The sequence below is a fragment of the Ulvibacter sp. 2305UL32-6 genome, assembly GCF_058148545.1.
Genome location: NZ_JBYVKA010000003.1, coordinates 549,106 through 576,092, shown reverse-complemented (window position 1 = coordinate 576,092; position 26,987 = coordinate 549,106). Strand labels below are relative to the sequence as shown.

Sequence of the window (26,987 nt, the reverse complement as noted above, 5' to 3'; positions counted from 1 at the left end):
TTATTTCTTTTTTTTTCGTTGTATTTCTTCGGAATAGGTCTGATTATTAAGCAGTTTCGCCAAATACACTACTTCGAGCGTCAAACAGAGGGCGTAGGGCACGAAAAATGCAGCAAATTCAACAGTTTGCATCGTGTCATCACTTTGATATACTGGGTAGAAAAATAGAAAGAAAATTAAAAATTTTAATCCGCTCCCGGCCATAAAAAGAAAGCCCGTATGTGATGATTGTTTGTTTAAATTAGATTTAACCGCAATTAAAAGCAATGCGGCAAGCGCATAATTGAGTATATATGAAAGGATAATTAGGTTGTCGAACAGTTCAAGATCCAGCCAGAAAAGGATTCCTAGGTGAACTAAAAAAGCACCCAACAGCACGACAAATAATATTCCTAAGAAAATAAAACCTTGTTTCTTCATTTCAGCTTAAGAATTAAGCCTATTGGTTTGTTTCACAACAAGAAATAGTGAAATTCCAACTCCTACTAAGGTACATATAATAGTAAAGGTCTTTCCGTCGCCATACTGTACATCTAACCATTTTCCCAACTGTACAAATAGATAAATAACAACACCCATCTCCATGGCTATTGCAGAGAGTATGGCCCATCTTTTAATACCATTATTGCCCTTGTTGGCCATGGTTATTATGGTTGTGATTCTGTTTTAGACTTCTGCACACGTTGTGAGCGGTCAAAGGGGTGTGGTTTATTTGAGCTCTCTGAAGTTTTAATTGAACTTCCTTTCATAGAACAAGACGCATTAAATATCGCTCCTGGTTCCACGGCCAGCTTGCCAACCTCAACTTCTCCTTCAATATTAGCTGTTGCTTTTAAACTCAGTGTGCCAGAAACATTTAGAGAACCTTCAAAAGTGCCTTCAATATCGGCGTCTTTACAGGTTAATGTACCTATAATACTTCCGCTTTTACCTAAAACAACCTTTGAGGGAGTGGTTACATTTCCTTCAATAACCCCATCGATCCTAAAAAAACCTTGCGATTCAATATCTCCTTTAAGGGTTGTACCTGCGTTAATTCTATTCTGATTGGCTCCCGGCTCTGTCATTTTTCGTTCTTTTTTATCTGAAAACATACCGATGGGTTTGGGGATTAATGTTGCTTTAACTCTATAGTTCTTGACCTAAATATTCATCTAAGTTTTTGTGTATCTGAATGGTCTTATAATTAGGTGTAGAGATTTCAAAAAATGGTTTCTTTATTTTATAGGCCTTGGCATCTTTGAGGTTTTCTCCAAATCCGCGTGCACCTAATCTTGTATTCAATTTATGAACTACAACCAACAAGGTTTGAGGGTCGTAATAATCTATTGAGGTTGATAAATTGAAATAGTTTAACTCTTTTACAGCCTTGTCTAGTTTTTCCTTTAACGCTTCGGCGGAAGCACGTTCAGAAACATTAAACTTATACACCAATTTAAAACTTTTTATCTCTTCGTCTGAAACGAACTTTTTACTAGCCAATAGCGGCAAATTTTTTGAAAAGATCGTCTCTGCTTGCTTTCCTTCTTCACTATTTGGATAGGTCAAAGAAATAAAGTTCAAGGCCTTTTTATAGGCGTCAAAACCATCTTGACGACCAATAGCTGTGGCTTTTAATAATTCAAATTTCGGAACAATATCATTTCCATTATACAAAGTGATATATTCATCACTCTTTGCGATGACATGGGCGTAATTGGAGGCTTCAAACTCATTAAAAAGCCCCTTATACTTAAACTCCGGACTCGATTCATCTGTAGCTAATTGTGAATTTGGATTTCGAATGATCTCTGCATAACGAGAAGTCGCATAATTGTTGAGAATATCTTGCTCGTACTTACTTGCTAAAGCTGCATTTTCTGTTTGATTATAGATCTTGTACAAATTGTATTTAGCTGGTAATACCAGACGTTCTTCTGGATCAAATGTGAGTAGTTTTTCCAAACGATCTGTCGCCAAACCATATTCCTTAAATTTCTCTTTATAGATAAGTCCAAGTTGATAATAAGCAAAATTTCTATCCTTTGTCAAGCTATCAAGAACCTTCTGATCGGTAGGGATCTTAGCAATATAGGCTTCTGGCTTAAACAATTCGTTTTCAGATATTGGCACAGCCGTTGTAACCACTTCCTCTTCTTCTTCAATACCAGAACTTTTCTTTTCTGAGCGTCTCCAGTTATCTTCTGAAGCTCTATTTCCCCAGATCCTACTAAATTCTTGCTTTCCGTAGGCAACTGTAGTAGGGTTGTAGAAATAAAATTTTCCGCCCTGAGGACCACTAGTTCCTTTTTCTCCTTTGTTCTTTTGGAAGAATTCATTGTTTGCAACCCGTTCTTCGTTTTTAACATTTTCAAGAGAATCGGCCACAGCCTTGGCTTTTAGCTTTTGGGTGTATTCAGTAAAATAAGACAATTGTTGGGCCTCACTCATTCCAGCGATACGCAAAACACTATCATTTACAGCTGCGATCGTTTCGTATTTGATCACGTCGTCTAAGTTTTCACGTTTTTTCTTTACACGTCGCCACTGACGAGAATTTTCGGTTAACATGGTAAGCGTACTATCGTAATAAGCTCCAGCGTTTTTATACAAAGCACGGTCAAAATTGATCTCTGCCAAGGTTGTATAATTCATTGATTGAAGTGTCTGATCGTTCTTGTAATCTTTGATCGACTTGTTATAAAAAATGACCGCGGTATCAATATTCTTTGTATTGCGATAATATTCTCCCATTTGATTGAAGATCTTATCTAAAAACGGTCTGTTCTCTCTATTTTCAGACATGTCATAAAGCATCTCAAGAAAAGCAACACGATCGCCCTTTTCATAGTCGAAGTTACGAGACTGCGCCATATACGCGTTGATCATATAGATACGAGGCGATTTTCGATTGAGATCGATCACTTCTTGCCATGCAAGATTGGCACTGTCTTTCATCTCTAACTGCTGATAGATCTGCCCTTTAATATAGGCATAGCGTCCGCGCAACTCATTATCGTTGGTGTATTCTGAAGCCAGTTTGATATACGGAAGTGCTTCCGGAATAGAATCAAGATTGATATAGGCCTGCGTCATCATAGCCGAAGCTTCTGCTAATTCTTCTTCTTCAAGCTCTTCCTCATCCATCATTTTCTGAAGATTCTCTAAGGCTACATCTTCATTTCGCAAACGGATGTTCGCTTTGGCTTTCCAAACTTTCGCTCGGTTAATATTATTACTAGTGGGATACTTATCTAAAATAAAATTGAATGCATCGATCGCCGGAATAAAACGTTTGTCGTAGTAACGCGACTTCCCTAAAAGCATATACGCTTCATCGATCTGCGGATTGTACTCTTTTCCATCAATATACATGGAATGCTTCTGAATGGCTTTGGCGGCCTTTTCTTCAGCACGGGCAAAATTCTGGTTTTCTTTTTCTCCTGGAGTACCTTTAGGGTCAAGCTTGATACGCTCTACAGGAAGTAATTCCCAGAAATTATCATTATAGGTTTGTGTAAGATCGGTTTTGCCATCGGCAAATGCTACATCACCATTATACAGCGTGTTATACTCGCCAGTGACTGCATGGAAGTTACGATTAATAAAGGTGTTTTTCTTTCTGGAACAAGCTGCCAAAAGCAATATGGTTAACAGAAATAAGGTAATTTTATATATGCCTTTCAAAATGCTTAAAATTTATGTACTACTTTAACTTAAAAGCTTCGTGTTTAGTATGTAAAATGGGTCTACAAACGGTAAAAATACATTTCTTTTTGGTATTGGGCCTGCGTTTGTGTCAAAAAATGGAAGTCAAACCAGTTCGCATGCTTTGTAAAAATAAATTAGGTTGTATTTTTACAAAAAAATTACCCCTATGAGCGATTTCCATTTGCTAACCGTTTCCGAAGTAAAAAAAGAAACTCCCAACGCTGTTCTTGTCACCTTTGAAATTCCTGAAAACCTTAAAAGCACCTTTCAGTTTAAAGCAGGACAATATATAACCATAAAACACAACCATAACGGAACTGAAATTCGGCGCGCCTATTCTATAAGCTGTGCTCCGCATGATCAAACGATTCAGGTTGGAATCAAAAAAGTGGACGGCGGAAGTTTTTCGGTGTATGCCAACGAAACGTTGAAAGCAGGTGATCAATTAGAAGTGATGCCTCCACAAGGAAAATTTATTGTTGAAACGGCTTCAGAAAACAAAAAAAACTACGCGGCATTTGCAGCGGGTAGTGGAATTACCCCTATAATGTCAATCATACGCACCGTGCTACAGGAAGAACCAAATAGTACTTTTTTATTGGTCTTCGGAAATAGAACGACAGCCGAAAGTATGTTTTATGATTCCCTAAAATCACTAGAAGCAAAGTTCCCAGGGCGTTTCTTTTTAGAATTACTTTTCAGTAGAGAGAATTCAGACGAAGGTTATTTTGGACGTGTTGAAAATTCTACGGTCAATTTAATGGTTAAAAACAAATACAAAGATGTAAACTTCGACCTGTATTATCTTTGCGGACCAGAACCCATGATAGATGCTGTTTCAGCAACCTTAAAGCAGAATGGTATAAATGAAAAGAAGATCCGATTTGAACTTTTTACCACTTCGGAAGAAGGTCTTTTAGTGGAACCACACACAGGAGATACGGAAATAACAATTATAATAGATGAAGAGACCGAAACCTTTCATATGCCCAAAAAGAAGTCGGTTTTAGAAGCCGCTCTAGACAAAGGGCTAGATGCTCCGTATTCTTGTCAAGGAGGAATTTGCAGTACTTGTATTGCTCGTGTTGTTGAAGGAAAGGTTGAAATGCGGAAAAACCAAATACTTACCGATAGTGAATTGGCCGAAGGTCTTATATTAACGTGTCAGGCTCATCCTACAACTGCTAAGCTAATTGTAGATTACGATGACGTTTAACTAGATTAACCATCTAAAACAGAAAGACTTACGTTAATCACTTCTTTAAAATCATTTGAGTTTTGATTGGCACGCACCTGTACGCGCAAACCTGTCATCACATTAGTAAAGAATTTCGCAAGGTAGGCTGCGTCATAATTTGGCGTCAACTTCTGAGTGTCTTTTGCTTTTACAAATGCCTTTTCGAGCGCTCTTTCAAAAGCCCTTTGACTTTTAGAAACAATATAAGCAACCTCTAGATCGGTGGCGGCAAGTTCTACAGCAGCATTAACCATAAAACAGCCTCTAGGAGCTTGTTCATAAGTATGCTGCTTGATGATGATACTAAAAATAGCCATCAGCGTTTCTCTTATGTCGTCACTATGAGTTACTAATGAAATGATATTGCCGAGCACGTCCTCTTCATAATATTGAAGGGCTTTTAGATAAAGGGTACGCTTGTCGCCAAAAGTATCGTACAAACTTGACCTACTTAAACCAAGATCATTGACCAGATCTTTGGCGGAGGTCGCGTGATATCCTTTGGTCCAAAACAAAAGCATCGCCTTGTCAAGGACGTCAACTTCATTAAACGCTTTTACTCTCGCCATGTCTTGTTTTTTGCTTCGGGGGTACTACAAAAATTTCTGGAACAACCGTTCTTAAAAATAATACTGCAACGTGTTCATTTAAAAAGGAATAGCAAAGTTAGCTGTTTTAGGAACAAATGTTCCGAAATCTTGAAACATTTTATAAATCGAATTGGAACGCCCATAAACAAAGAGATGGTTTTAAAATATTTTAAAATTATTACTCTTTATTCTTCCGAAGAAACTGCTGCTAAAGTAAATTGCTTTTAAAAGAATTTAAATTCAATTCTTCGGTGTTTTCAAAAAAGAACAAGCGTTCCTATATTCAAAAAGTATCTTTAAGCGGTTTGATAGATCTTTTCTAATACTAGCTCTGTGGGGATCGATTCCATAGCGTTTTCGTAGGCGGCCGGGAATTTATTGCCGTAAATTGAAGTCGGAATTAGAGGATACAGTTCTCGATTAGAAACTAATTGATTGGCATTTGGTTGTCTAAAGGGTTTAAATCCGGCATACGGATGTGTAACACCCCAAAGTGTGATCACGGGAATGCCAAACATGGCAGCGAGGTGGCCGTTACTACTATCCATGGCAACCATAAGATCTAAGTTAGAGAGTAGTATCAATTCTTCAGAAAAGGTCAGTGTCCCAGCCACATTGATCACGTTTTTATGTTTAGCCGCGATTGTTTCTAGTTGTTCTATTTCCGAAGCACCTCCTCCAAAAAGTAAAATCTGATATTTATTGGATGCGCTTAGCTGAAAAATGACCTCCTCCATCATTTCCAGCGGATACATCTTGCTTTTATAGGCAGCAAAAGGTGCAATTCCGATCAGTTTTTTGGGTTGAGTTCCAATAAGCAAATGATGTTTTTGCTGTAAGGTCAAAGGTTTTGGAGTTATATAATCTTTAAGATCGATAGGATATCCTAATTCCTCAAAAACATCGGCATATCTTTGATGTGTTGATTTAAGCTGATGTAATTGTTTCCCTTTAGCAGAAACAAGTGCCTTTTTTTCGGAGCGGCCTTTATTGATTGTTGCTCTTTTAATGCCTCTATACCCTAAATAGTTTGTTATGGCCTTTGAACGAATTACATTGTGAAGATCTGCAACCGCGTCAATACCTAAGGCTCTGGCTTGTTTGGCAAGTTTAAAAATTCCGAAGCCTTTATGCTTACCACGTACATCTGCTTCCAAAAAGTTGCATCGCTCCAATCCTGAAAATAAGGGTTTAAACGGTGTTTTAGAAACAACAGTGATCTTAAGTTGTGGGTAAGTTTGCAACAGCACCCGTAAAACAGGAACTGTCATAGCTACATCTCCCATGGCAGAAAGACGAATGACAAATATGTGATTCGGTTTTTTCATGCTGCCGTGTTTACAAGGTGTTTTGCCTTGATATCACGTTTATTTATTCCCACGAAGTACTGGATTCAGCTCATCGTCATTGTACATTTTCATCTGTTTATAGACTTTCATGTATTTTCTTCCTTCTGCGATATCTTCCAGTAACTGATCAATAGCTTTACTCAAATCGGCCCGTTGTTCTAGCAGGACATTAAGTTTCTTTTGACACGCTTCACGATGTTCCGGCTTGGCATTTTCACGCGTAGCTTCTTCGTGCATATGATAAATTTTTAATGCTAAAATTGAAAGGCGATCTACACCCCATGCCGGACTTTCGGTGTTGATAGTAGCATCGTCATTTGGTGTTACATCGCGATACTTTTCTAAAAAGTAGCTATCGATATATTCAACCATATCTGTTCGATCCTGATTAGACGCATCGATCTTTCGTTTAAGAGTCAGGGCGCTTACTGGATCTATGTTTGGATCGCGAATAATATCTTCATAATGCCATTGAACGGTATCTATCCAACATTTTCGGTATAACAAATGAGACAAAAGCTTTTCATCTTTGTTATACGGGTTGCTAAAGGGTTGATCTACCGTGTTTTTGTGGTGATATTTAACAATAACCTCTAAGAATATTTCGTTGGCTTTTTCGCTGAACATAAAAGTCGTTTTTTCAATTTAAGCAAGTATACTAGAGGTATTTCCTCTTTAGTAGCAAAGATATTACATTTTGTGATAGTAGCTAAATAGCGAGCAAGCCAATACAAGGAAGCAGCAATACGATCCAAAGAAGGATTTCTTTAAACCAAAAATTAGTGTCGCGAGCCCCCAATTTGTTGTTAGGTTGATGATATCCTATATAATTTGCTGCTAACATGGCTGAGGGGGTTATTATAAATAAAACTTCCGCTCCTGTTTTTATGGGGCTAAGCAAACAAACTAGTAAGGAAATTATAGTAAGCAAAAGTATCAGAAAGCCACGAGGCTTCTCTTTTTTTGACAGACTCCCTAATCGTACTAAAAGATGAGCTCCTGTCCAAAGCATAATTGCACTAATAATTGTAACGGGAATTAAAACCGATAACGAGTGATATACAGAAAAGTCAAATGCAATTGGCTGCACCCAAAGGGTCCACCACGCAATTGTATCTTCTATAAGTATATAATATACTGTAGTAAGCACAGCCGTAACCAATAGTCCTACAAAGGGGATCAATAACCACCTATAATTAAGTTCATTCATTCGAATCACAGCTAAAAACAGGAATCCTATAAATAAAATGGCGGGAAAGTAAAAAAGTGATGCTAAACCTATATAAATCGAGGCATCTAGAATCTTTTTTTCTGTGTTAATATTGGAAGGAAGGCTAAAAATTCGTCGTAATGCCAGCATGACAAATATATTGGCGGTCACGATGGGCCCGTTTATAAAGATGGTTGGGACAGACACCAAAAAACAGGAAAACAAGAATATTGCAAAGGTATTTCTTTCGGTAAGATCATTTTTCCGAATCATAAAATCAAGCAATAACATAGAGAAGATGCAGCCTATTGCTATAAGAATATTCTTAATACCCATTACCCAGGACATTTCCGAAGTATTGAATCTCGTAAGGGCATAAATAAAGCCAATAAGTATAAAAATACTTAGTAACAGATAGTTTATAGGAGTAGATTTTCTAAAAAAGCTTGTCAGCATGTGGCTTTATTTATACTTTTGTGCTATAAATTTAAAGATATGACTTTAAAAGAATTTTTTGAAGGTATTCAGGCCTTTACCGAGGACGTTTTATTTGCTCCATTTGATGCGCTTCGTGCGATGGAACTGGACAGTTGGTTTGGTGCTAACATTATGTCATGGCTCTTTACGCTTGTGGGTTTTGTAGCTTTTGTTTATTGGATGCTTCAGTTAAAGAAATTCAATGAAAACAATGAAGAAGATCGTTCTTCAACTTCGCATGCATATTTAGGTGGCGATAAATACAACTAGTTAAACCGCGCTTGATCCTTTGCTATTTTAAAGGTCAAAACCGATATCGGTTCTATAATACATCCTGTCAAAATGTAGTTTTTCTATATTTTGGTAGGATTTTTTTATGGCTTGTTTAAAATCCTGATCTAAGGAAGTTACGGCCAAAACACGGCCTCCATTTGTAACGATCTTCCCACCATCTAAACTTGTTCCCGCTTGGAAAACGATAGAATCTATGACTTCAGAAATTCCTGTAATTTCTTTCCCTTTTTCGTAGGCCTCTGGATACCCACCAGAAACGAGCATAACTGTGGCAGCGGCTCGGTCATCAATAGCTAAAGAACAAAGGTCAAGATTTTCTTCATAGGTAGCTTCAAACAGATCAACAAGATCTGTTTTTATTCTTGGAAGTACTACCTCAGTTTCTGGATCGCCCATTCGCACATTGTATTCTATAACTTTTGGATCATCTCCCACTTTAATAAGACCAATAAAGACAAACCCTTTATAATCGATCTCCTCTTTTTGAAGTCCGTTAATGGTTGGTTTTACAATACGCTCTTCTATCTTTTGCATAAAAGCCGCATCGACAAAAGGAGCTGGAGAAACAGCACCCATTCCACCTGTATTTAATCCTTTATCGCCTTCGCCTATTCGCTTATAATCTTTAGCAGTTGGTAAGATCTTGTAGTTTTTTCCGTCGGTAAGTACAAAGACGCTGAGTTCTATGCCATCTAAAAACTCTTCAATGACCACAGTAGCACTGGCAGCACCAAATTTACTGTGCATCAACATATTTTCCAGTTCTTGTTTTGCTTCGGAAAGGTCATCGATTATTAAAACGCCTTTTCCAGCAGCCAATCCATCAGCCTTTAAGACATACGGAGCCGAAAGAGTTTCTAAAAACGATTTCCCAGCGGCTAACGATTCTGCCGTAAAACTTGCATAAGCAGCCGTTGGAATATTGTGCATCATCATAAATTCTTTGGCGCGTTCCTTACTGCCCTCTAATAAAGCACCACGCTTTGACGGACCAATAAGTTTTATCTTTTTTAAGGAATGTGTCTCAGCAAAAAAATCTGAGATTCCCTGAACCAAAGGATCTTCGGGACCTACCACTACCATATCGATATCGTTTTCTAAGACACAGGCCTCGATAGCCTTAAAATCGGTTACAGAAATTGGAACGTTCGTTCCTATTGCAGCCGTACCTGCATTTCCTGGCGCGACAAAGATGTGTTTACAACGATCGCTCTTTGCCAATTGATGAGCAAACGTGTGTTCGCGGCCGCCAGAACCCAATATTAATATGTTTATCATGATAAAGCTTTATGCTACAAAAATAATAGAATTTTACCCCATACCAAGCGCAACATGGGAAGTTTCGCTCAATATTTATTGTACCTTGTGCATAGCAAATCGCTATTCAAGAATCACGTGTATACCGCTTTCATCAAACATGTCGTTTTACCACTAGGCTCGTTGTTTTTCCGCGGAAGCTATAACAAGCATCGCAAACAATGGAAAGCCTATGATCAGCTTTCTTCGGAAGACCATTTAAAGCTTCAAACTGAACGGTTAGCATCCATCATAGCCTATGCAAGCGAGCATGTTCCGTTTTACCAGAATCTTCAATTGCCTAAAGACGCGTCGATCAGCGAGATCCCCATATTGACCAAGTCCATTTTACGAGCATATAACGATGATCTAATTTCAGATAAGTTTCCGAAGTCAACCTTGCAAAAAAACCATAGTAGTGGGAGCAGCGGACAGCAATCATTTACGTATATGACACCAGAGCACACGTTTTATCTTCGTGCCTTACAAACACACTGGTGGGGATGGGGTGGCTACGAACCGGGGCAACCTATACTGCAGGCCGGAATGTCACTACAACGCGGCTTTGCAAAAAAATTAAAGGACCTTTTCTTTCGAGTGCGATATATGAATGCCTTTCAGTTAACAGACAAAAATATTTCAGAAAACCTAAACGCTATCTCCGGGAAACAAACCAAACATATGGCGGGTTATCCATCGGCTTTAAATGAAATTGCCAAATACGCGATCAAGAACAAACAAGAGACCCCTTTTAAATCGGTTATATCCTATGGCGACAAGCTTTTTGATACGTACCGGCAAAACTTTGAACAAGCGTTCCAGAATCCTGTAATCATTAACACCTATGGCTGCGCTGAAGGCTATTATATGGCGTGTACAAGTGATCTTCCATATTATTATATTATGTCGCCACATGTGTATTTGGAGGTGGTAGACGACTTCGGAATGCCCGTTCCAGATGGTGAAATGGGCCATATTTTGGTCACCGGACTCACAAATTTTGCCATGCCTTTGCTACGTTATAAATTAGGCGATCTAGGAGTGAAATTACCGGAAGAGAAGTATCCGAAAGATCGAAAATATAACTATCCCTTGCTTGAAAAAATGATAGGGCGTGAAACCGACGTGATAAAAACACCCAACGGCAATACTCTTATTGTACATAGTTTTACAGGGATCTTAGAATTCTATTCTGAAATCGAGCAGTTTAAGGTAATTCAAGTTAATGCAACAACGATCGAGATTCAATATCGAAGCATTCTCGAGTTGAATCCTGAGGTTTCTTCGGAAATTTTAACAAAACTGACTGAGCTCGCTGAAAATACGATGGAATTTCATTTAAAAAAGGTGGAAGAAATCACAGCTTCGCCAAGTGGAAAACCTCAAATTATGGAGATCCGAAAGTTTTAAGAGGTCTTTTCAATAAATTTAGGTCGAACCATAAAATATTCCCACATAAATCGACCTAAGTAGCATGTTGAGGTCAACCAAGAATAGCCTAAATGTTTTCTATAAAAATTGAAGTTGTGCTTTAAAAGACTCCTTTTATTTGCGCTCATAGAACTGGCATGAACGCGATATTTTGCTAAAATTTCTTGAATCCCTAGTGCTGGCGAATCACTTCTTTTGATCGCTTCCAGCCAAACGGCCCAGTCCTGACGCTTCTCTAATTTAGGTGCAATAATTTTACCAAGAACTGCCGCGTGGTATACACCGGTAAGATTTCCAATATAATTATTTGTGTGTTGCTTTGCGTAGGTAAGGCGAGGCATTGCGATAATGTTTTTGTGAAGATACTTTCCAGTCTCATCGATATGCATATAGCTTGTAAAAGAAACTGTTGCTTTGGCTTTTTGCATAAATTGAATCTGTTTCTCAAGTTTTTCTGGAAACCAGAGGTCATCGGCGTCGAGAAAAGCGATATAATCGCCCTTTGCAAGCTCGGTAGCTTGATTTCGGCAGGAAGCAGCGCCTTTGTTCTTATTGTTCTTTAGAAGGCGGATACGAGGCTCCTTAGCTGTAAATGCTTCGGAAATAGAAATAGAATTATCGGTGGAGGCGTCGTCTACGATGAGTAGTTCCCAATTTTGATATGTTTGTTGTAGTACAGAGTTGATCGTTTCGGAAACAAAAGAAGCTGCATTATACAGCGGTGTAATAATGGAAACCAGCGGCATATTTGTGCCCTCAATATGCTTTTTCTTCTCCTCGAATGGCATTATAAATAGTTTGGAAAACAATCTTCAGGTCTAAAAATAACGACCAGTTTTCAAGATAAAAAATATCGTATTTAACACGATTGATAATGTCTTTGTCGCTTTCTACCTCACCTCTGTAGCCGCTCACTTGAGCTAAACCTGTGATTCCTGGTTTTATAAAGTGGCGTACCATAAATTTATCGATACGTTCTGCATACATATGGGTGTGACTCACCATATGAGGTCGTGGTCCCACTACAGACATTTCACCTTTGAGCACATTAATAAACTGCGGTAATTCATCCATACTTGTCTTGCGAATGATGCGTCCTACACGCGTGATCCGTTCATCTCCTTTTTTTACCTGATGTAAGTGAGCTTCAGGGTTGGGACGCATGGATCTAAATTTATAACAATAAAACTCTTTATAATCGAGACCATTTCGGCGTTGTTTAAAGAAAATAGGCCCTTTAGATTCTAATTTAATTGCGAGTCCGAGTAATGGAGTAAGCCAAGAAAGGATTCCCACAATAATGGTGAGCGACATGATGATATCAAAAGTTCGTTTAATAAATCCATTAAATGGCTCGTCCATAGGGATTTTACGCATGGACAAGATGGGGAGGAAGCCGTAATAAGTAAAATCTAGTTTTTTGGTGTAGATCTCTTTATTATCGGGTAAGAATTTAAGGATCTTTAGATTATTATCGGCAAAGTCGATTAGTTGTAATAATTCTTTATTCGGAATTTCACCTACGGAAACATAGATTTCATCAACCTTGTTTTGTAGAATATACTCAAAACACGTCTCCATGCTCACCTTGTCTTTTCCACGAATATCGAAGGTGTTTTTAAGGTGATATCCATACTCAGGATTGTCAATAAAAAACTTTCGAAGTTGATCTGTTTTCTGGTTTAGGCCCAGTATGACCACATTCCTTTTATTTCCGCCAAATAACTTTCTGTACTTTTTAAGTAGAAAGAAGATGGCGAACTTGGCCACTGCTATACCTCCCATTACGGTCAGAATATATATCAATATTGTGGTTGGCTCTATTTGAGGCTCATTGTATACACCAAAAAAGGAAAAAACGATCAAAAAGAATACAACACTCTGTTTCCCCAGGAGCGACATGATCTTAGCAACATGCGTAAAACGATAGATCTCGTAAAAATTAGACTTCAACGAAAGTATAACCCATGCAAAGGTGATAGTAATAAAGAAGTAGAGATATTGAAAGTCTGAACCAAAAAAGTATCCCGCCAGGAGGTGAATAATAATTAAGTCTATTCCATAAGAAATGGGTCTTAAAAACCCCGAAAATCTCCCTGTTTTAAATATCATTAGGCTCTATTGTGTTTTGAAAAGTCTTTATGAGCACTTTTAAATAGCTCCTCTTTTGTTAGTCCTTTAAAATAGTTGAAGGTCACCTTCATACCTTGATCTCGTGGCACTTTTGGTTCCCATCCAAGAATTTCTTTAGCTCTCGTTATATCGGGTTGACGTTGCAAAGGGTCATCTTTAGGAAGGGGTTCAAACACAATTTTTTGATCTGTTCCAGTTAGTTTTATAATTTCTTCAGCAAAATCTAAAATCGTTATTTCCTCTGGATTTCCTATGTTGACAGGCAGTTCATAATCACTTAAAAGAAGTCTGTATAAACCTTCTATTTGATCATCTACATAGCAGAAAGAGCGTGTTTGTAAGCCGTCACCAAAAACAGTTAGGTTTTCGCCACGGAGAGCCTGTCCGATAAAAGCAGGTATTACACGTCCGTCATTTAAGCGCATCCGGGGTCCATAGGTATTAAAAATACGGGCAATTCGTGTTTCGAGACCATGAAAACGATGGTAGGCCATCGTGATAGATTCCTGAAAGCGTTTTGCCTCATCGTATACGCCTCTAGGGCCAATGGTATTTACATTTCCGTAGTAATCTTCACTCTGCGGATGTACAAGCGGATCACCGTATACTTCCGAAGTAGAAGCAATAAGAATCCGTGCTTTTTTTTCTTTTGCGAGCCCTAATAAATTATGTGTTCCTAAAGAGCCTACTTTAAGCGTTTGGATAGGGATTTTAAGATAATCTATTGGACTTGCGGGAGAGGCAAAGTGTAGGATATAATCAACCTTCCCAGGAACGTGTACAAATTTGGTTACATCGTGATGATAAAATTCGAAATGTTCTTCAGAAAATAGATGTTTAATATTATCCAGGTCGCCCGTAATAAGGTTGTCCATACCCAAAACAGTATAGCCTTCGGCCATAAACTTATCGCATAGATGAGATCCTAAGAATCCAGCAGCACCAGTAATTAAAACACGTTTTTTCATCCTATAGGGTCTTCTTTTTCAGAAATGATTCTTTATATATCACGGACGAACTTCTTTTCTTCCGATGGAAATATAAGTGATTTCTTCGCTATCCATATCTTCTATATTATATAAGTTTCTACCATCAAAGATGACAGGCTCAGCAAGAAGTTGCTTTAGTTTAGCATAATCTGGCGTTCTAAATATGCTCCATTCGGTACAAATAAGAACGGCATCGGCATTTTCAAGCGCTTCATACATTGAATCTGCATAAGAAATGGTGTCGTGAAAACGTTTTTTAATGTTGGGCATAGCTTCAGGATCAAACACCTGTAGTTTTGCTCCCCTATCTAAGAGGGCATTCATCATATAAACAGAAGGCGCCTCTCTAATGTCATCTGTTTCCGGTTTAAAGGCCAATCCCCATACTGCAATGGTTTTTCCAGTAAGGTCGCCCTTAAAGTGATTTATCATTTTGGGCAGCAGCACCGTCTTTTGGTAGTCATTGACCTCGATCACAGCATTTAAGATCTTAAAATCGTACTGTTGGTCCTTTCCTGCTTTATGTAGTGCCTTTACATCCTTCGGAAAACAAGAACCTCCATATCCAATGCCTGGAAATAAAAATCGTTTGCCAATTCGAGAATCGGTTCCCATACCTACGCGTACCTTGTCAACATCGGCGCCAACCTTTTCGCAGTAGTTGGCGATCTCATTCATAAACGTAATTTTTGTGGCTAAAAACGAGTTTGCCGCATATTTAGTGAGCTCGGCCGACTTCTCATCCATGATGAGGATGGGGTTGCCAGAGCGTACAAAAGGGCTATAAAGTTTTTGCATCATTGCTGTAGCACGATCGCTACTAGAGCCTACTACGATGCGTTCGGGTTTCATAAAATCATCTACTGCAAAGCCTTCACGAAGGAACTCTGGGTTTGACACTACGTCAAAATCGCATAAAGCGTTTTGCGCAATTACCGCATGTACTTTTTCAGCCGTACCTACGGGAACAGTGCTTTTATCGACAATCACGCGGTATTGCTTTATTTTTTTTCCAATTTCTTCGGAAACGTTTAGCACATAAGAAAGATCGGCCGAACCGTCTTCATCTTCAGGGGTTGGTAGTGCTAGAAAGATGATGTCGCCATGTTCAAGACCTTCGTCTAAGGAAGTTGTAAAGCGCAGTCTTTCGGCTTTAATATTTCGGTCAAACAACACATCCAAATGCGGCTCATAGATTGGAACTATGCCTTGTCGCATTTTTTCAACTTTGCTGGAATCAATATCTACACAAACCACATCGTTGCCGGTTTCGGCGAGGCACGTACCTGTGACCAAACCAACATATCCTGTTCCTATAACTGCTATTTTCATACTGTAACTAGCTTATTTTTTCCTGCTGGCAAAATTAGGAATTCTTATTGTACAAATCGTTATACAGCGCAATTGTTCTATCAACCATTTGTTCGAGTTGAAATTCATTTTGAAACCGGCTATAGGCGTTATTTGCCATTTTATTTCTGCGCACGTCATCTTCTAAAAGGGATCGTATTGCATCACCCAACGCCTTTGCATCCTTAGCTGGAACAACGAGTCCTGTTTCGTTATGCTGATTGATCCAGGAAGTTCCCGAGCCTAATTCGGTAGTGATAAGTGCACATTTACAAGCCATCGCTTCTAAAAGGACAATTCCGAAAGCTTCTGACCGCTCACTTGAAGGAAGACAAAACACATCGGCTCGCCTGTAGTATTCAGCGAGTTCCTCTGTAGGAACCTTTCCTAGCAATATAACCTTTTCCTGCAAACCTAATTGCTCAATTTGCCTTTTGACTTCAGTCTCTAACTGTCCTATTCCACCTATGGCAATAATACAGTCGTTTGGTATGTGCTTTGCAGCTTCAACTAGGTATTTATGCCCTTTGTAATACGTAAGTCGGCCGAGCGTAAATACCAACTTCTTACCTTGATATTTTTCCTCTAAGGCTGTCCGAAACGAATTGTTTTCTTTCAGATATGAACTGTCAATACCGATCGGTATAATGACACATTTGTCTAAATATGCTTTAAGATCATTTGAATGCTGAGCGTAATTAAGTGAGGTTACTATTACAGCATGTGCTTTTTTTAATAAACGCGACTGTAGCGGTTTATAGACAATTTTAAGCAATTTTTGCTTTACGATGTCAAGGTGCCAGTGTAGCACAAGTTTTCCTTTAAACGGAACAAAGGTTAGCGCCAATCCAGCAATGGGATTAGGCACATGCAAATGAATTATATCGTAATTTTTATGAATCGATTTAAGATACTTATAGATTGAAAATGAGATGGGAGTAGAAAACTTTTTAGCCAAAAGCGAGGCTCTAATGATCTTATAGCCTTTTTCTTCGATGCGTGTGCCGCCTTTGTTGTGATTAAAACAAAGTACATCTGTTTGTATATTCCTATTATTAAGATTTTCTACAATGTCGAAATTGACCTTTTCTATACCGCCAAAAAATGGAGGGTAGTATTTTCCAATGTGTAGAACTCTCATGTCTTAAATATCATATTATATTGGCTTTTTCGTTATCTCTGGTTTCTGTTTTAATATAACGATCTTGAAATTATTCTCAGGTTGAGGCTATACTTTCAATAGAATTTTTTTAATAAAAGTTGTTACGCTTCTGGGAAAGAAAAACAATATACTATTCCGAAGAAGCCCATAAACTGGATATATTCCGAAGTAAAAATTATCCAGAGTTACACGTATTCTATTACCAACTTGCTGTCTTCTCTTACTTGAGGATAAAGAATCAGGTTCAATAATATAATCCATCAATACTTCTGGTAAATTTTCAGCTTTATATTTCTTAATTACATTGAAGAAAAAAGCATAATCTTCGGCATTGCGTTTATATTTTACAGGATAGTTGCCTATTTCCTTTACAATTTTGGTGTGATAGATCACTGATGGATTTAAGAACATACTGTTCACATACATTTTCTTCTTGATTGTCTCAAAATCGGCTGGATGCTTAATGTAGTGATGAAATACGCCTTTGTCGTCAAGAACTTTTGCCCAGGTACCTAACATCATAGTTTCTGGGTTATTTTCAAGATAATCAATTTGAATCTTATATTTTCCCTTATAACATATATCGCCACAGTCAAAGCGTCCTGTATAAGTATAATTATGCTCTAGCGCAAAATCAACTCCCACATTGGATGCAATCCCAACACCTTCATTCTTTTCTAAATATTTAAAATAAATAGTTCCGTTTGTATACCCTTTTTTCAGCTTTTCTTCATCGAATAGCTTTTCACTGCCGTCATCAACAACAATTATATCGACTGTAAAATCTTCATTAATTGAATTGAGAGAATTTTCGAGGCTCTTAGGTCTATTGAAATGAGCCATAATTAATAAAAGCTTATTCATTCTCGCTCAATTTTTCCGGATTTTTAAATTCATGAAGTAATAAAAAGATCAATACTGCCCCAAAATAATACCCCCCAATTTGTCGATGTAAAAAGTTCTCTATAAAGCCAAAACTAACAATACTAATAACGATAGCTGTTAAAAAGAAGTTTTTTCTATGCTGAAAGAATAAATACACAAAAAGACTCACAAAAAGAACAAAACTCACTATTCCTGCGCTTAAATAGATATCTATAAACTGATTATGCGAATTGTATTTTCTAGCTAAAAACCATTGCTGCCGCTCTTTATTAACCATTATATCTGATGCATAACAGGCAATTAGGTTCTCTTCTGTAGTAGTAAATCCCGAGCCTAATAAAATATTCTCTCCTTCTTGAATGATCTTTTTTGCACAAGCCCAAATAATAGTTCTAGGCTCCTGCTTATACATTCTCTCTACAACCGATTGTCCGCCATCTCCATATTTCAGATATAAAAAACGTTTAGAAAGGTTGTCATTTAACGTAAAGGCTCCTATAACTACTATTACTATTGCCGCCAACGTTATAAAGACTATTTTTTTATTCTGAAGATTGTAAAACAGCCGAACTACGGCCAATATTATCAACGTAAGGATTGCCATACGCGCAACAATTAAAAAGATAAACAAAATGTTTACCACAATATTTGCCAGGTGATATCTATTGTAACTCGAGTAATTTTTGGTTAGTGATTTATACGAAATTAAAATGCTTATAATACTTAGAAAACCCAGATAGAGACGATCAATTAACAGGGTGTGTAATGGGTTTGAATTTTCTCCAAAATCAAAAGTTCCTGTATTTTTGATTAGCATAAAAATATTGAAAACAGAGTAAAGAACGGCGGCTAGGCTAGAAAAAATTATAGCATTTTTAAGCTTACTGTTTTGTGAAATGGGCAGATACAATAATAAAACGCCTACAGCAATTCCAACTTTTTCAAGAACAAATAGATTTTCCTTCCAATTTCCGTTAATGAGGGTACTCAATAACAATGAAAATACAAACGCAAGCAAAATCAACGTGCCCTTTTTGTTTAATTTGCTAAAATCCTCCTTTGTGATGATAAAGGGGTAGGTTATTGCAAGAATGATCAATAAAATATTTGGTAAAGCTCTTACATAATCATCGAAAGGAACTATGAAAAGTAGCAAGGCAAATGCAAAAGGATATATGGAACCTAAAAGTATTTTCATAAAAATTCTGCTGTCAGTGCTATTCTTTGGTCATATTCGATTCCTGCACAATATACAAAGGTCTATTGAGAATATTTTTATTGATTCTACTTATATATTCTCCAATGATACCAACAGAAATAAGCTGAACACCTCCAATAAACATTGAACTAACGATAAGAGATGTCCAACCAGTTATGGTTTGTTTTAATAAGAAGTGTGAAAACCCTGCATAAATAATAATTAGAAATGAAAGCCCTGATATAATAAAACCTAATCGTGTTACAAATGTGAGTGGTGCACTGGAAAAACTTGTGATCCCGTCCATTGCAAATTTGAGCATCTTACTCAATGGATAGCCAGATTTTCCGAATTTACGTTTATCCCGTTTAAAGAAAACAGCCGTTTGCCTAAATCCTAACCAAGCGATCTGCCCGCGTAAAAATTTATTTTGCTCTGGCATCTTTTTTAAACAATCAATAATTTTACGATCGATCAATCTAAAATCACCTGTATCGATTGGAATATCTACGGAAGTGAGTTTCCGAAGTACTCGATAAAACATTTTAGCGGTGAATTTTTTAAACATTGATTCGCCTTCACGTTCAGAACGTCGCGCGTACACTACTTCATAACCTTCTTTATGTTTTGCATACATTTCAGGAATAAGCTCTGGTGGGTCTTGCAGGTCGCCATCAATAATCACTGCGGCATCTCCAGAACAATAATCCAAGCCTGCGGTAACTGCAATTTGATGTCCGAAATTTCTACTGAAATTCAGAAAAAACACCTTATCATCCGTTTCTGAGATTCGCATCAATCCCTGCAACGAGTTATCAGCACTCCCGTCATTGACAAAAAGAAGTTCATAATCTGATGTAACTTCCAAAGCTGCTGCCGTGAGTCTTTGATATAACTCCGGAAGTATTTGTTCTTCGTTATAGATGGGTATGATTATTGAAAGTTCAATCGAAGTTTTAGTTGACTGTTGCATTTATATATGTTTTTCAGAAAACATTCTTTTGCAAAGATGCAAAAATCCCACCATTATACCCTTTTGCAACACCGCTGAATTAGAATTTCTTACTGTTGGTCTTTAATATTTATGGAAAAGGGCCTTATAAAAGCTCCCGTGATGACAAAACACCTTTACTGGCTTGATTTTGGTTTATTTTGTGCCGTCTCCCAAGTAACAATTTTGTATTTTTTTAGTTTGTTATAGTTTTCTTCGTCATAAGCCCTTATACCTTGTAAAGGATAGTTTTTTTCTAAATAATCCTGCACATGCCATTGATTGGCTATCACCACATCACCTTCTTTAAGATATTTATAATTTTTTATATCAACATGAATACCTTTATCCTGAAGCGCGTTTACATAAAATCTTATATGGGGCGCATAACCATCATATAGAACAACTACGTCTTCCGCATTTTGTTTTCCACGAAGCGCATCACGCAAAAAATAAGAAATCATATGAGTTTCAATGTAGGCTACTGATTCTTTTTTAGATATAGAATTAATGGTCTCAACATACGGCCTGTAAAGCAGTAAAGTTATAAATGCTATGGGAAATAAAATTTTAGTTACCTTAGATTTAGTTGTTGAAACTTTTCCTAATAAACTAGCGACTTGGACCAAAAAAATACTCGTTAACAGTGCTAGGAACGGGAATACCGGTAAATCGTACCAAGATAATTTTGTTTTAGATAATGAGATTATCAGCAGAAACAACACAGATAAAAGAGTAGCATAAATAGTAAGGTTTTTTACTTGTTTTTTCTTGCTAAATAAACCTAAAATAACGCCTAAAACCGCATATATATACCACCAATTAAAGCGAGACGCTTTTAACGCTTTTAAATAAAACCAAAAACCTTGTGAGCTATTGTGTTGTACTTCATTATACCTCCCTAAAAGTTCATTGTCTGATACGTATTTTAAATATCCTGGGTTTATACTTTCTCGATCTAAATAATAGGCTCCTACTATAACAACAAAACCCATAATGCCTATGTATAAATGCTTTAATTTTAAAACATTTATAAGATCTTTCTTTATCAAAGTATAAAAAAATAACCCTGGTAATATTAGCAATCCAGCGATACTTTTGGTTAACACAGCTAGAACAAGCGCACCAAAAAATAAATACAAATATTTGACACTTTTAATTTCTAGAAAAATAAAATAGCTCAAAGCCGCAGTTGTTGTAAAAAAGGTCAACATAGCATCAAAGTCACCATTTAAAACTCCATGGTACCCCATATATCCATAACTACTCACTAACACAAGTACCGCAAGTAGTCCAAACCATTTTTTTAGTCCTATTTTCTTACAAAAAATAATAATTATTGTGATCGTACCCAGTGCTGCGAGTGCAGATGGTAATCTTATTGCATAAATAGAAACACCTATAATTTTCATCCAAAACACTTGACACCATATTAAAAAGGGCGGTTTTGTGTTCCACATATCAGGTTTACCATTAAAATAGCTAACCAAATAATTGCCGTTTTTATGCATTTCAAATGCATTGTTCGCGTTTCGCGCTTCATCCCATATACGTATCGACAAGACGTCCATAAAACCGAAAATAGGAATTAAGGCAAGCAAAAAAACAATAATATAAATTGCGTTATTCTTGTTAAAAAAAGAACTCATAATATATCGTCAATTTTAAAATTGTACAAAGCCGGTGATCATCGGCAAAAATATAATTTTAAAAGCGTATGGAAGGTTGAACTAAGCCAAAAAATGCCTTTTTAGAAAGCCCAATTAAACCTTATATGACATACCTATCAAATTAAGTATCTTTACGTCCAAACTTATATGAAACGCCTAAAACTTCCTAATTTGTTCTATGAAAATTATCTACGAAGGATTTTACGGATTTAAGAATACCGGAGACGATGCTTTTATTGAAGTGACATCTTGGGGTGCACGTAATTATTGGCAATGTACCCAAAACGTATATTTTGGAGCGTCGCTTCCAACAACCATTTATCCCATCATAAACAAGCAATTATTTGCTAAGGTAAAAGGTTTTGATCGAGTCAATTTAATGGCCAATTTAAGAAACGCTAATTATCTTATCTCGGCGGGTGGTTCTACTTTTGGTGAACTCCCTTTTCACAGTAATAAATCTTTGGCTAGACAAGTTCAAAAAGCGCGGAAAAATCTTAACCTAGGAGCAATAGGCGTTTCGGTTGGACCTTTTCGTACTTCCGAAGAAGAAAAAAAGGTAATCCGTTATTTAGAATCACTTTCATTTCTTGCGTTAAGAGATGACCGGTCCTTCCAATATGCGTCCTCAATAGATCTGCCCTATACGCCCATTAAAGCATTTGATTTAGCCGCTTTACTGCCAAAAGTCTATCAAAATCTTCCTGTCGCAAAATCAAAAAATCTCGACAAAAAGGTAATCGGACTTAGTATTTGTAATCATGAGCGATATACTGGGGGAGACCTTTCAAAAGAAGAAAAAAGAAATTCATTTTTTAAAGCGCTTATAAACCGTTTAGCAAAAGAAACAAATGTGCATTTCAACGTTTTTGTTATAAATGGCAACAGTCATTTCGGAGACTTGGAAATTTCAAGAGAACTTGTCGCTAACATCGACGATTCGCGCTGTTCGATTATGCCTTATACGCCTAACGTTAAAGAAGCTTGGGATCGTATTGCTGCTTGTGATCTCGTTATTACCACCAGACTTCATGCTGGAATTTTTGCTTGTTATGCTGATGTTCCGTTTATGATGTTAGAATATCATAAAAAGTGTTCCGACTTCTTAGCGGATGTGGGGCAAGATATTTCATATCGTTTGTATGATGCCGAAGTAAGTGTTGAAGAAATACTTCCGAAGATAGTAGAAATACTTTCTGGCATCCATAAAAAGCCAAGCAATATCGCCGAAACAATAGCCCTCTCTGAGCGTAATTTTACGGAAACCATTCCGAAGCTATAAAAGCACTGCTATGATTCAATCTCTTTCTTTTTTTCTTCGGAAGACAGCGTAGCCTTACTTGAAATTTTGATAAGGATCACCAAACAGATCCAAAAACCATAGAGTCTAAATGTGTCTATTTGCACGAAATTTATTGTAATTCCAACTAAAGAAATAAACACAATAATTGCCAGCACTCGCTTTTCTGCCGTACTCTTCTTGATGAGTTCTTTCGCATTGTAAAAGAGCAAATAAAGCATAAATAAGAAGATCACTATCCCTATGATGCCCGTTTCGGTCATGATTCGCAGATAGAGGTTGTAAGCCGGAGGAAACGGTTTGTAATGCGGATCTGTATAATACAGCCAAAACTCATAGTTGTTCTTCACGGCCCATGTGGGATAGTGAAAGCGGTTGTGATAAGTTTGTTGTCCGTACCCAACACCTGTAATAGGATGCTCTTTAAATACCTGCCACGAAGCATATTGAATACCAAATCGCGATTTATTTGAGGTAGACTCGAGTAGATTTGCCTTAAAATTAAGAGAGTCTATTTTCTTCTCTACGGAAGCAATAACGCCCTTAGAATTGATCGCCAAGAGCAAAACCACTATCATGGCACCCGAACCTACAAAGATCAAAGCGTATTTTCTAAATTTACTGTCTAAGAACAGTATGAACAAAAACGTAACAAGTTGGATGAGCACAACCACAAGCCCTGTTCGAGACCCAGAGAAAAAAGTAAGTACTAACACTAAAAAGGCTGGAATAAACTTTTTAATTCCTTTGTGCGTAAGAATATAACTAAACATCCAACCAGCGATCGTAATAAGGTAGATGGCTAGAGCGGGTGCTTCAAAAGTAATGGAAGAGATACGCTCTCCATATACTTTTACTGCAACAAACGGAAAGTAATCAAACAGTTTTAATAGTGGGAAGAATGCGGGAATCTGAAACACAATCACTAATGTCTCTAGAAAACCATACGCTGAAGCCACAATCAACGAGTATAAAAACATTTTCCGGATACTGATTAAGATCTCGGTGGTTGTCATTCTACGTAAAACATTCCAATAAAACACAACAAAGACCGCCGTTGAAAGTAGTAAAGAAAAATACTGCCTGATAAACCTATTAATTCCAGAGGTTTCCTTGAAATAATTAGAATATACCGTGTTTATATTAAAAAGCGTTGCTAAAAAGCACCATAATAGGAAGATCAAGAGCACTTGAAATATCTTGTTCTTTAGGGGTAGTGTTAACTCGTATTTAAAATAGGCTCCCGCCCCCATTAAAACAAAGCCTATCATAAAAAAAATAGCAGCAGCTTCACGGCTAAATTCCCCTAAAAATGAAGGTCCATGAAAAGAGTTGAAAGGAATGAAAAACACACCCAGCAAAAAAAGCACTTTGTAGATCTTAGCTAAATTAATCTTCATAATGCGCTGTTACTTTTTTTCTTTTTAAAATAATAGACAATAATATAAATGACGTATGTAAGATTCGCTAATAGAAACGTTAAGGCGAGGCTAAACTCATTCTTGATATAAAGCAATATAGGAAAAACAACTACCATAACAAGGGCTGCAAAAACGTGCGAAACAAAGAACGGTATCGTTTTTTCAATTGATTTTAACGCAATCCCTAGCGGTTTTATAGCAACAAGAAATAGTTGAACCATAAGAAACATAACAAAAATATCTGTTCCGCTGCCGTATTTATCCAAATATACAAAATGATAAAAACCAAGTCCTATGGGAACGGCAAGTATAAATAATGCCAATACCTTTAAATAATTCTCTTTGTATACATTGCGAATAAGTCGCCCAAGACCTTCGTTGTTCTCTTCTGAAACTGTTTTGGAAAAAATAGGAGTATAGTGATTTTCTAGCGTGATCATCAGGATACTAAAGACTCCAACCAAGTTCTGTATGGTGCGTACTTTTCCAATAATAAGATCGTCCACCTGAAAACTTTTTGCTAGGATATAAATTCCTTGACTGTAACCCCAAAATGCGATTCCGCCCAAAATGATCCACTTCGCATAGTTGAAGTGTGTTCGTATCATTTCTTTACCAAAATGAATTATTTCCATGGCGCTGCCATGAATGGTTCGTCTTACAGTATGATTTGAAAAAATAATGAAAAGAAGCACCACAACACCTGATAGAAAAGAGATTGAATATGTAAGTAGTATTTCATCTAGGCTAATTCCGTACATCAAAAATACCAACATTCCAAAAAACGATATATTCAATAATACGGTAGCAAGAAGCCCAAATTTTACATGTATGTTATCACTACTAAACACAAACTTTTTTACAATATCAAAGAGCGTCATACTCAATGGTAACAATAGAAAATGAATATATGAGATTTCGGGTATTTGACTCCGCAAGAAATAAAAGGCTACCGTTCCTAAAAGCAGACACAAAACACTGTTGACCACTAATGCTACTGCGATATAGGTTCCTTCCTGTTGGTGCCATTTCTTCTTCAGAAAGATTAAAATGGGCGCTGAAAGTAGTAATGTACAGAAAATATAAATAAAAAACCCATAACTATATGTCACTACAAACGAACCAAAAATATCAACTGTTGCAACACGTGAAAGCAATAAAATTGAACCAAAATTCACTACCGATAGTAGCGACTGGTCCAAAAGCAACAAATATTTGTTGTTAAGTCCCCGAGCATTTAAATTAAAGGGAGTACGCATATCGCCTTGCTTTAATTGAAAGGTTCAGCAAATAGCTTTTTACAGCTTTCATTACTAGAGCTGTTTCTTATTTCTTTCTTCGCTTAAGCGCTTTGCTTTTTTGAAATAATACAATATCGCTGCTCCCGCAAAAAACAAGAACACCAAAACTACAGGATAAATGATGTGCTTTTTATCAAAGAATGACTTTTTAATAGAAAGCATCGGCTTGTTCAGCAATACAACGATCTTATCGAAGTCTGCATAGTACAATTCAAGCTTTTGATTTTGATCCATTAACAACCCTTTTTCCTGAAATACCATGTGGATATTCGTGATGTTGAGGTCGAAAAATGAAACCACATCATTTTCTCCTTTCTTAACCTCTGAAATTGGCTTTCCGTAGGTATTGAAAAGAGAATCCATATAAGCAATACTTTTATGGTTCTCCTCGATTCTGAATTTCAAATTCTTCTTGATAACCTCCTGCTTCTTTACAAAAGCTTCATTCTCGTTCAAATAATCTAAAAAGCGATCTATATGTGTTTGATTTGCCCAATACCCAAGGCTCATGGTAATTTTATGAGTTTGATACTCTGGAATAAAAATGTCTGAGGTCAGCACCTGATCTTCATACTGCGTTTCTTCCATTACAATCTCAAAATTTCGATTGTTTTCCGGCGTTTTATCAACAATATCCAATACATTAACAACTGGCTCAATTTCGACCTTGCTAATGAAAAATACTTCATTTTTATACAAGCCCATTTTCTTAAGCAGAACCGTATCTCTTTCGTAGATTTTCCATTGTAATTGATCAACGGCATCATATACATAGCTCGCCGCGTCGCCGTTGATTTGAACCAATAGGGTTGTTTCTCGACCCTTTTCAGGATTATTTTTGATCAGTCCGTAAACAACGCCTAATACAATTAAAACCAATAGCACGATCCAGAATTTCATTGCAAACCTAAATAAGCCGTAAAAAAAGATCAGTATACTGTGATATCCGTCTCTTATTTTATCATAAATAACCCCTAAATCAATTTCGTCGCTGCTCTTTTGTGACATGGTTT

The 26,987-nt window shown here is 37.0% G+C and carries 25 protein-coding genes; 4 read left to right on the top strand and 21 right to left on the bottom strand.

The genetic code is table 11. The features are described from left to right. Genes ACY2RU_RS12350 through porW form a run of 4 tightly spaced genes read right to left on the bottom strand, consistent with a single transcriptional unit; the run spans position 1 to position 3,666 of the window. Positions 1 to 420 carry a DUF6168 family protein gene (locus ACY2RU_RS12350; protein ID WP_490138768.1) on the bottom strand — a complete coding sequence of 140 codons (420 nt, stop codon included), beginning with the start codon at positions 418 to 420 and terminating at the stop codon, positions 1 to 3. Between the two features lie 6 nt (positions 421 to 426). After that, entirely contained in the window at positions 427 to 642 is a 216-nt protein-coding gene (locus ACY2RU_RS12345) for an AtpZ/AtpI family protein (protein WP_490138767.1), read from the bottom strand. Positions 643 to 647: 5 nt separating this feature from the next. Beyond that, positions 648 to 1,094: a bactofilin family protein gene (locus tag ACY2RU_RS12340; RefSeq protein ID WP_490138766.1), complete on the bottom strand. Its 447-nt coding sequence runs from the start codon at positions 1,092 to 1,094 to the stop codon at positions 648 to 650. A 34-nt stretch (positions 1,095 to 1,128) separates the two neighbouring features. Next, positions 1,129 to 3,666 carry a type IX secretion system periplasmic lipoprotein PorW/SprE gene (gene porW, locus ACY2RU_RS12335; RefSeq protein ID WP_490138765.1) on the bottom strand — a complete coding sequence of 846 codons (2,538 nt, stop codon included), beginning with the start codon at positions 3,664 to 3,666 and terminating at the stop codon, positions 1,129 to 1,131. Between the two features lie 190 nt (positions 3,667 to 3,856). Between porW and ACY2RU_RS12330 the strand changes: the two genes are divergently transcribed. Next, on the top strand, positions 3,857 to 4,906 hold the full coding sequence (locus tag ACY2RU_RS12330) for a 2Fe-2S iron-sulfur cluster-binding protein (RefSeq protein ID WP_490138764.1): 1,050 nt from the start codon (positions 3,857 to 3,859) through the stop codon (positions 4,904 to 4,906). Positions 4,907 to 4,911: 5 nt separating this feature from the next. On the opposite strand, the gene ACY2RU_RS12325 is transcribed toward ACY2RU_RS12330, so the two are convergent. The 4 genes from ACY2RU_RS12325 to ACY2RU_RS12310 all read right to left on the bottom strand — a co-directional run bounded on the left by ACY2RU_RS12325 (position 4,912) and on the right by ACY2RU_RS12310 (position 8,532). Next, a complete protein-coding gene (locus ACY2RU_RS12325) occupies positions 4,912 to 5,496 on the bottom strand; it encodes a TetR/AcrR family transcriptional regulator (RefSeq protein WP_490138763.1) in 585 nt (194 codons plus the stop codon). A gap of 317 nt (positions 5,497 to 5,813) precedes the next feature. Beyond that, on the bottom strand, positions 5,814 to 6,845 hold the full coding sequence (locus ACY2RU_RS12320; protein WP_490138762.1) for a glycosyltransferase family 9 protein: 1,032 nt from the start codon (positions 6,843 to 6,845) through the stop codon (positions 5,814 to 5,816). 39 nt (positions 6,846 to 6,884) lie between these two features. After that, a complete protein-coding gene (locus tag ACY2RU_RS12315) occupies positions 6,885 to 7,493 on the bottom strand; it encodes a DUF4254 domain-containing protein (RefSeq protein ID WP_490138761.1) in 609 nt (202 codons plus the stop codon). A gap of 82 nt (positions 7,494 to 7,575) precedes the next feature. Next, positions 7,576 to 8,532, bottom strand: coding sequence for a DUF6427 family protein (locus ACY2RU_RS12310; protein ID WP_490138760.1), 957 nt, complete (start codon positions 8,530 to 8,532; stop codon positions 7,576 to 7,578). Positions 8,533 to 8,571: 39 nt separating this feature from the next. Between ACY2RU_RS12310 and ACY2RU_RS12305 the strand changes: the two genes are divergently transcribed. Next, positions 8,572 to 8,823 (top strand): DUF6341 family protein, encoded by a 252-nt coding sequence (locus tag ACY2RU_RS12305; protein WP_490138759.1) that lies wholly within the window; start codon positions 8,572 to 8,574, stop codon positions 8,821 to 8,823. 27 nt (positions 8,824 to 8,850) lie between these two features. Here the strand turns inward: ACY2RU_RS12305 and purD are convergent, their stop codons facing one another. Next, positions 8,851 to 10,122, bottom strand: coding sequence for a phosphoribosylamine--glycine ligase (purD, locus tag ACY2RU_RS12300; protein ID WP_490138855.1), 1,272 nt, complete (start codon positions 10,120 to 10,122; stop codon positions 8,851 to 8,853). A 57-nt stretch (positions 10,123 to 10,179) separates the two neighbouring features. Here purD and ACY2RU_RS12295 point away from each other — a divergent pair, with 57 nt between their 5' ends. Continuing rightward, a complete protein-coding gene (locus ACY2RU_RS12295; RefSeq protein ID WP_490138758.1) occupies positions 10,180 to 11,553 on the top strand; it encodes an AMP-binding protein in 1,374 nt (457 codons plus the stop codon). Here ACY2RU_RS12295 and ACY2RU_RS12290 read toward each other — a convergent pair. The 9 genes from ACY2RU_RS12290 to ACY2RU_RS12250 all read right to left on the bottom strand — a co-directional run bounded on the left by ACY2RU_RS12290 (position 11,550) and on the right by ACY2RU_RS12250 (position 21,931). After that, positions 11,550 to 12,362: a glycosyltransferase family 2 protein gene (locus tag ACY2RU_RS12290; RefSeq protein ID WP_490138757.1), complete on the bottom strand. Its 813-nt coding sequence runs from the start codon at positions 12,360 to 12,362 to the stop codon at positions 11,550 to 11,552. The two genes, ACY2RU_RS12295 and ACY2RU_RS12290, sit on opposite strands and share 4 nt — an antisense overlap. After that, positions 12,331 to 13,686, bottom strand: a complete 1,356-nt coding sequence (locus ACY2RU_RS12285) for an exopolysaccharide biosynthesis polyprenyl glycosylphosphotransferase (protein ID WP_490138756.1) — start codon at positions 13,684 to 13,686, stop codon at positions 12,331 to 12,333. Before ACY2RU_RS12285 ends, ACY2RU_RS12290 begins: the two co-directional genes overlap by 32 nt. Further along, entirely contained in the window at positions 13,686 to 14,675 is a 990-nt protein-coding gene (locus tag ACY2RU_RS12280; protein ID WP_490138755.1) for a UDP-glucuronic acid decarboxylase family protein, read from the bottom strand. Before ACY2RU_RS12280 ends, ACY2RU_RS12285 begins: the two co-directional genes overlap by 1 nt. A 39-nt stretch (positions 14,676 to 14,714) precedes the next feature. Continuing rightward, complete coding sequence (locus ACY2RU_RS12275; RefSeq protein WP_490138754.1) at positions 14,715 to 16,028, bottom strand: UDP-glucose dehydrogenase family protein; 1,314 nt, start codon at positions 16,026 to 16,028, stop codon at positions 14,715 to 14,717. 34 nt (positions 16,029 to 16,062) lie between these two features. After that, positions 16,063 to 17,187, bottom strand: coding sequence for a glycosyltransferase (locus tag ACY2RU_RS12270; protein ID WP_490138753.1), 1,125 nt, complete (start codon positions 17,185 to 17,187; stop codon positions 16,063 to 16,065). A gap of 87 nt (positions 17,188 to 17,274) precedes the next feature. Further along, entirely contained in the window at positions 17,275 to 18,072 is a 798-nt protein-coding gene (locus tag ACY2RU_RS12265) for a glycosyltransferase (protein WP_490138752.1), read from the bottom strand. Continuing rightward, positions 18,065 to 19,291: an O-antigen ligase family protein gene (locus ACY2RU_RS12260; RefSeq protein ID WP_490138751.1), complete on the bottom strand. Its 1,227-nt coding sequence runs from the start codon at positions 19,289 to 19,291 to the stop codon at positions 18,065 to 18,067. The genes ACY2RU_RS12265 and ACY2RU_RS12260 overlap by 8 nt, the downstream gene beginning before the upstream one ends. A gap of 19 nt (positions 19,292 to 19,310) precedes the next feature. Beyond that, positions 19,311 to 20,264, bottom strand: coding sequence for a glycosyltransferase family 2 protein (locus ACY2RU_RS12255; protein WP_490138750.1), 954 nt, complete (start codon positions 20,262 to 20,264; stop codon positions 19,311 to 19,313). Positions 20,265 to 20,419: 155 nt separating this feature from the next. Beyond that, on the bottom strand, positions 20,420 to 21,931 hold the full coding sequence (locus ACY2RU_RS12250; RefSeq protein ID WP_490138749.1) for an ArnT family glycosyltransferase: 1,512 nt from the start codon (positions 21,929 to 21,931) through the stop codon (positions 20,420 to 20,422). Between the two features lie 199 nt (positions 21,932 to 22,130). Here ACY2RU_RS12250 and ACY2RU_RS12245 point away from each other — a divergent pair, with 199 nt between their 5' ends. Beyond that, entirely contained in the window at positions 22,131 to 23,234 is a 1,104-nt protein-coding gene (locus tag ACY2RU_RS12245; RefSeq protein ID WP_490138748.1) for a polysaccharide pyruvyl transferase family protein, read from the top strand. An 8-nt stretch (positions 23,235 to 23,242) separates the two neighbouring features. Here ACY2RU_RS12245 and ACY2RU_RS12240 read toward each other — a convergent pair whose 3' ends face one another. Genes ACY2RU_RS12240 through ACY2RU_RS12230 form a run of 3 tightly spaced genes read right to left on the bottom strand, consistent with a single transcriptional unit; the run spans position 23,243 to position 26,982 of the window. After that, positions 23,243 to 24,652, bottom strand: coding sequence for an O-antigen ligase family protein (locus tag ACY2RU_RS12240; protein ID WP_490138747.1), 1,410 nt, complete (start codon positions 24,650 to 24,652; stop codon positions 23,243 to 23,245). Next, the gene (locus ACY2RU_RS12235) at positions 24,649 to 25,932 is read right to left on the bottom strand and encodes a lipopolysaccharide biosynthesis protein (RefSeq protein WP_490138746.1); all 1,284 of its coding nucleotides are present in this window, start codon (positions 25,930 to 25,932) and stop codon (positions 24,649 to 24,651) included. The genes ACY2RU_RS12240 and ACY2RU_RS12235 overlap by 4 nt, the downstream gene beginning before the upstream one ends. A gap of 54 nt (positions 25,933 to 25,986) precedes the next feature. Then, positions 25,987 to 26,982: a hypothetical protein gene (locus ACY2RU_RS12230; protein ID WP_490138745.1), complete on the bottom strand. Its 996-nt coding sequence runs from the start codon at positions 26,980 to 26,982 to the stop codon at positions 25,987 to 25,989. Between the last annotated feature and the right edge of the window lie 5 nt (positions 26,983 to 26,987).